The sequence below is a fragment of the Burkholderia sp. WSM2232 genome (assembly GCF_000472545.1).
GTDB lineage: Bacteria > Pseudomonadota > Gammaproteobacteria > Burkholderiales > Burkholderiaceae > Paraburkholderia.
In genome coordinates this window covers 1-3870 of the sequence record NZ_AWZV01000064.1, presented here as the reverse complement: position 1 = coordinate 3870, position 3870 = coordinate 1, and the positions used below count along the sequence as shown (strand labels likewise).

General features: G+C 66.0%; 5 protein-coding genes. 2 read left to right on the top strand and 3 right to left on the bottom strand.

Annotated elements, in window-relative coordinates:
- Positions 1–144: 144 nt before the first annotated feature.
- Positions 145–1038, top strand: a complete 894-nt coding sequence (locus F757_RS0129715) for an AraC family transcriptional regulator (RefSeq protein ID WP_027214508.1) — start codon at positions 145–147, stop codon at positions 1036–1038.
- A gap of 20 nt (positions 1039–1058) precedes the next feature.
- On the opposite strand, the gene F757_RS0129710 is transcribed toward F757_RS0129715, so the two are convergent.
- From F757_RS0129710 to F757_RS0129700, 3 genes are all read right to left on the bottom strand, one after another.
- Positions 1059–1883 (bottom strand): anti-sigma factor family protein, encoded by an 825-nt coding sequence (locus F757_RS0129710; protein ID WP_027214507.1) that lies wholly within the window; start codon positions 1881–1883, stop codon positions 1059–1061.
- Entirely contained in the window at positions 1880–2398 is a 519-nt protein-coding gene (locus F757_RS0129705; protein ID WP_027214506.1) for a sigma-70 family RNA polymerase sigma factor, read from the bottom strand. The genes F757_RS0129710 and F757_RS0129705 overlap by 4 nt, the downstream gene beginning before the upstream one ends.
- Before the next feature lie 151 nt (positions 2399–2549).
- The gene (locus tag F757_RS0129700; protein ID WP_027214505.1) at positions 2550–3284 is read right to left on the bottom strand and encodes an anti-sigma factor family protein; all 735 of its coding nucleotides are present in this window, start codon (positions 3282–3284) and stop codon (positions 2550–2552) included.
- Positions 3285–3572: 288 nt separating this feature from the next.
- Between F757_RS0129700 and F757_RS0129695 the strand changes: the two genes are divergently transcribed.
- Positions 3573–3839, top strand: coding sequence for a DUF4148 domain-containing protein (locus F757_RS0129695; RefSeq protein ID WP_027214504.1), 267 nt, complete (start codon positions 3573–3575; stop codon positions 3837–3839).
- The last annotated feature ends 31 nt before the right edge of the window (positions 3840–3870 follow it).

Here is a 3870-nt window from a genome sequence, read left to right as displayed (position 1 = left end):
CCAAAGCCCCAAAGCCCCAAAGCCCCAAAGCCCCAAAGCCCCAAAGCCCCAAAGCCCCAAAGCCCCAAAGCCCCAAAGCGCCAAAGCGCGGCCGCCAAAAACCCGGCAAAATGCGCAGACAGACCGCCATCCGCGAGGCCAACCATGAGCGCCGTCACACCCGCCGCCACACCGATCCAAGCACCGATCCCACCGGCACACGGCGGCTCGCGCATCGCTTTACGCTCGAGCAAAACGCTCGGCTGGCAAGGCTTCGGCGCGGAGCTGGTCAATGTGTCGGCCGGCATGCACCGGCTGCCGGCGTACAGACATCATCGCGTGGGCGTGCATGTGGGCAGCCCGGTGCGGGCGCGCTGTTTGTGCAACGAGAAGCCTCATTCGCGCATTCAGGCGCACGGCGACGCGGACGTGATACCCGCAGGGCTCGACGGACAGTGGAGCGACGAATCCCCCTGCACCATCTTCAGCGTATGGATCGGCGAAGAATTCGCGCGCACGACAGTGGAACAACTCGCACTGAAGGCAGGCGACGCGCAGATACGCCCGCAATTCCAGCTGCGTGACCCGCGCTTTGCGCACCTGGCGTGGGCGTTGCGCGCCGAGCTGGAGGCGGACGACGCGTCCGATCCGCTTTACGCGGAGAGTCTGTGCACCGCAATGGTGGTGCGTCTGATAGGCGGCGCGCCCTCGCTCGACGAAAAGCGGCGCACGCTCGCGCCCCGAACGGCGGCACGCGTGACCGAGTTCATCGAGGCGCATCTGGAGCGCCGCCTCACGCTAAGTGAACTGGCCGCACTGGCCGATCTGAGCGTGCCGCATTTCAAGGTGCTGTTTCGGGCGACGCTCGGCGTGCCTGTGCATCAGTACGTAGTGCAGCGGCGCGTCGAACGGGCCCGCACGCTATTGTTGCAAGGCCGGCTCTCGGCGAGCCAGGTCGCGCTCGACGCCGGCTTCGCGCATCAGAGTCACATGGCGCACTGGATGGGACGCCTCCTCGGCGTGACGCCGCGCCAACTGATCCAGTCGGCCGCCCGCTGAGACGCGAGGCGTGGTGGACATCAGCCGGGCGGCGCCGCACTGGTCAGTTGCGAATACACGTCATGCGAGAGCTGCAGCAACAGCTTGCGGTCGATACCGCCCGACACCGCATAGCCGAAGTCGCCATCGACCCAGTAGAACACGTTGACGGGGCCGTCCTGATACAGCTTGAACGCGGTGGTGTTCGAATTCACCTGACGGCGCGAGATGCACAGCGTCACGCGTTCGCCATTCGGTCCGCGATACATGAATTGCGCCGTCTGGCCGTCCGGACCCGGCAGCAGGCGTCCGCCGGAAAGGGCAAAGCCTTGCCTCGCCAGCATCGGCGGGTGCACGTTGGTGCCAAGGCGGTTCGCGAGCCACTGCACGAAATCCTGTTCGTGATCGTCACTCATGTCGGTGGGCCGGTCCACGCTCGGCATATACACCACGTGCGCCACCGCGGCCTGATGCGCGAACATCTCGGAGCTGTCCGCGCTGACCGGGCGCGTATTCGCCGAACCGGCCATCGGCGGCATCGCGTTCTGCCCCATGTGCGTGCCGAAGCCGATACCGATGCCCAGCACCAGCGCCGCCGCCATGCCCGCAAATTGCGGCCAGTTCGCGGCAACCCGCGAGCGGCGCGGCGCGGGCGGCTGCAAGCGCTTGGGCACCGGTTCGTTCAGCACGCGGTCGTAGCGCTCATGGAACAGACTGTTCAGCGAAAAATAATCGCTGATGCGCGCCGCCAGCTCGGGATTCTGCTCGAGCGCGCGCTCCACTTCCGCGCGCCGTTCGTCGGACAGCGTGCCGTCCACGTACGCGTGCAACTCTTCTTCAGTGATCGGCATATGTTGGTCGCTCATCGCACCACCTGTAATTTCGCACCGGGCTGGCTGCCCGCCATCAATGCCCGCAGCCGTTCGCGCCCGCGCGAAAGCCGCGACATGACCGTGCCGATGGGAACGTTCAACGCGAGCGCCACCTCGGCGTAGCTCATTTCCTCGAGGCCGACCAGCAGCACCACTTCGCGCTGCTCCAACGGCAGACGCTGCAACGCATAGTCCAGATCGCGCATTTCGAGCGAGCGCACCTGCTGCGCCGGCACGGCGAATTCGCTTTCGTGGACGCTTTCGTCGTCGACGGCCACGTGGACCGCGCGCGACGACGCCTTGCGCGCCTGGTTGGCGAACACGTTGTGCATGATCGTAAACAGCCAGGCGCGCAGATCGGTGCCGGGCTCGAACATGCCGGTGCGGCCGAGCGCGCGCTCCAGCGTGTCCTGCACGAGGTCGTCGGCGAGGTCGCGATTGTTGATCAGCGCCCGCGCGTAGCGCCGCAGCCGCGGCACGTGCTCCATTAACTCGTCACGAACATCCATTCTTCATCCCGGTCATGGGGCCTCTCGTGAACAGGGAACGGCGGCGCCTCGTCCGGGCGTCGCTCGCGTTGATAGTGCAAACACGCGTGAGTGGATTCTATTCCCACGCTTCGAAAGGGGCATGCCACGCGCACGCCTGGCCGGGCGCCCGTCATTGCATTGTCATGGCGTCGGCGGCACGCATCAGGCCGTGCGTGCGCGCGTTGCCGGCCACCACGAAGCGCTGGCGCTGGTCTGTCCATGTGAGCAGGCGCACGTCGCCGATGCGGCGCGCGGACCATTGTGGCTGCGCGGGCGCGAGTAGCGCGAGCGTCGATAGCACGACCACGGGCTGGTTGTCCCGGTTCAGATAGACGAATCCGGTCGCGCGCTGCAGCAGGCCGAGCGACAGCACGCGCTCATCGACGAGCCGCAGACCGATGGCCTCCAGGTTCGGCGCGGACGGCTCCCGGCGGGTTGGCGTGGCGGCGGGATAGGGCGCGGCGGCGGTTTCAGCCAGCATCATCACGGCCGCATTGTTGAGCGCCTGCTGCGTGACCTGCGTCGCCGTGAGCCAGCCGCCCAGCGCAAGGCACGCAATGACGAGCGCAAAGAGCGCGCGCCATGCCTTGCCGAGCGGCGACTTCGCGACGGTCGGGCCCCGGCGGCCCGGCGCATTGCGCCCGCCGTTGAAGGCGGTGGGCGCGGGTTCGTCGGTCGTCTGAAAGGAGCGTTGAATCTGCTCGTTCAGCTTGCCGTAAAAGGCCACGCGGCGGGCTTCCGCGGGGTCGCGGGTCAGGTAGTCGCGCAGGAATGCGGCGCGTGCCGGCGACAAGGTGCCGTCGGCGTAGGCCTGAATGTCGGCTTCGGAAAGCGGCGAATCGGCAGGGGCGTCGGTTGGTTTCATGATGAAAGATCTCCGGTCGAAATCCGGCTATGGAGTGCAAACACGGTCGCGCGCGTTTTATTCCGCTCGCCCGAGCGGTTGCAGAACACTCTCACGGTGCTTCATCGTAGTTCACCGCGCGATCGACGCGCGATCGACGCGTTGCGGCGACGGCGAGCAAACCCCTTCGCGGTGCGCTTTATTCCGCGCTCCGAGAATGTTTTTATCAGGAGCCTCGCACGGGAATAAAAGCCGGAAAAGCGTGGTTCGCCCTGATGCAAACCCGCATATTACTTACCGGAGTTCATCATGAAGAAGATCGCTTTTGCCACGTTGTCTGTCGTCGTTCTGGCTGCATCGTCGAATGTTTTTGCGCAGGGCAAGACGCGCGCCGAGGTGTACCAGGAACTGATCACGGCACAGCAGAACGGCCTTGATTACGTGACCGACGCGTCGTACCCCGATGTGAGCCCCGTCTTCGCGCATCAGGTGGAGCAGCATAAGGAGGCGCTGGCCGCCGAGGCCGCTGCGAGCCGCATGGCAAGCGAAAGCGCGCCGGCCGGCAGCGTGAACTGAGCGTGCTTGCGGCTTGTGCGTGAGGCGCCGC

Excerpts from the sequence above, each read along its gene's own strand:
- F757_RS0129695 (WP_027214504.1), top strand. The coding sequence starts at position 3,573 with ATGAAGAAGATCGCTTTTGCCACGTTGTCTGTCGTCGTTCTGGCTGCA.
- F757_RS0129715 (WP_027214508.1), top strand. The coding sequence starts at position 145 with ATGAGCGCCGTCACACCCGCCGCCACACCGATCCAAGCACCGATCCCA.
- F757_RS0129710 (WP_027214507.1), bottom strand. The coding sequence starts at position 1,883 with ATGAGCGACCAACATATGCCGATCACTGAAGAAGAGTTGCACGCGTAC.
- F757_RS0129700 (WP_027214505.1), bottom strand. The coding sequence starts at position 3,284 with ATGAAACCAACCGACGCCCCTGCCGATTCGCCGCTTTCCGAAGCCGAC.
- F757_RS0129705 (WP_027214506.1), bottom strand. The coding sequence starts at position 2,398 with ATGGATGTTCGTGACGAGTTAATGGAGCACGTGCCGCGGCTGCGGCGC.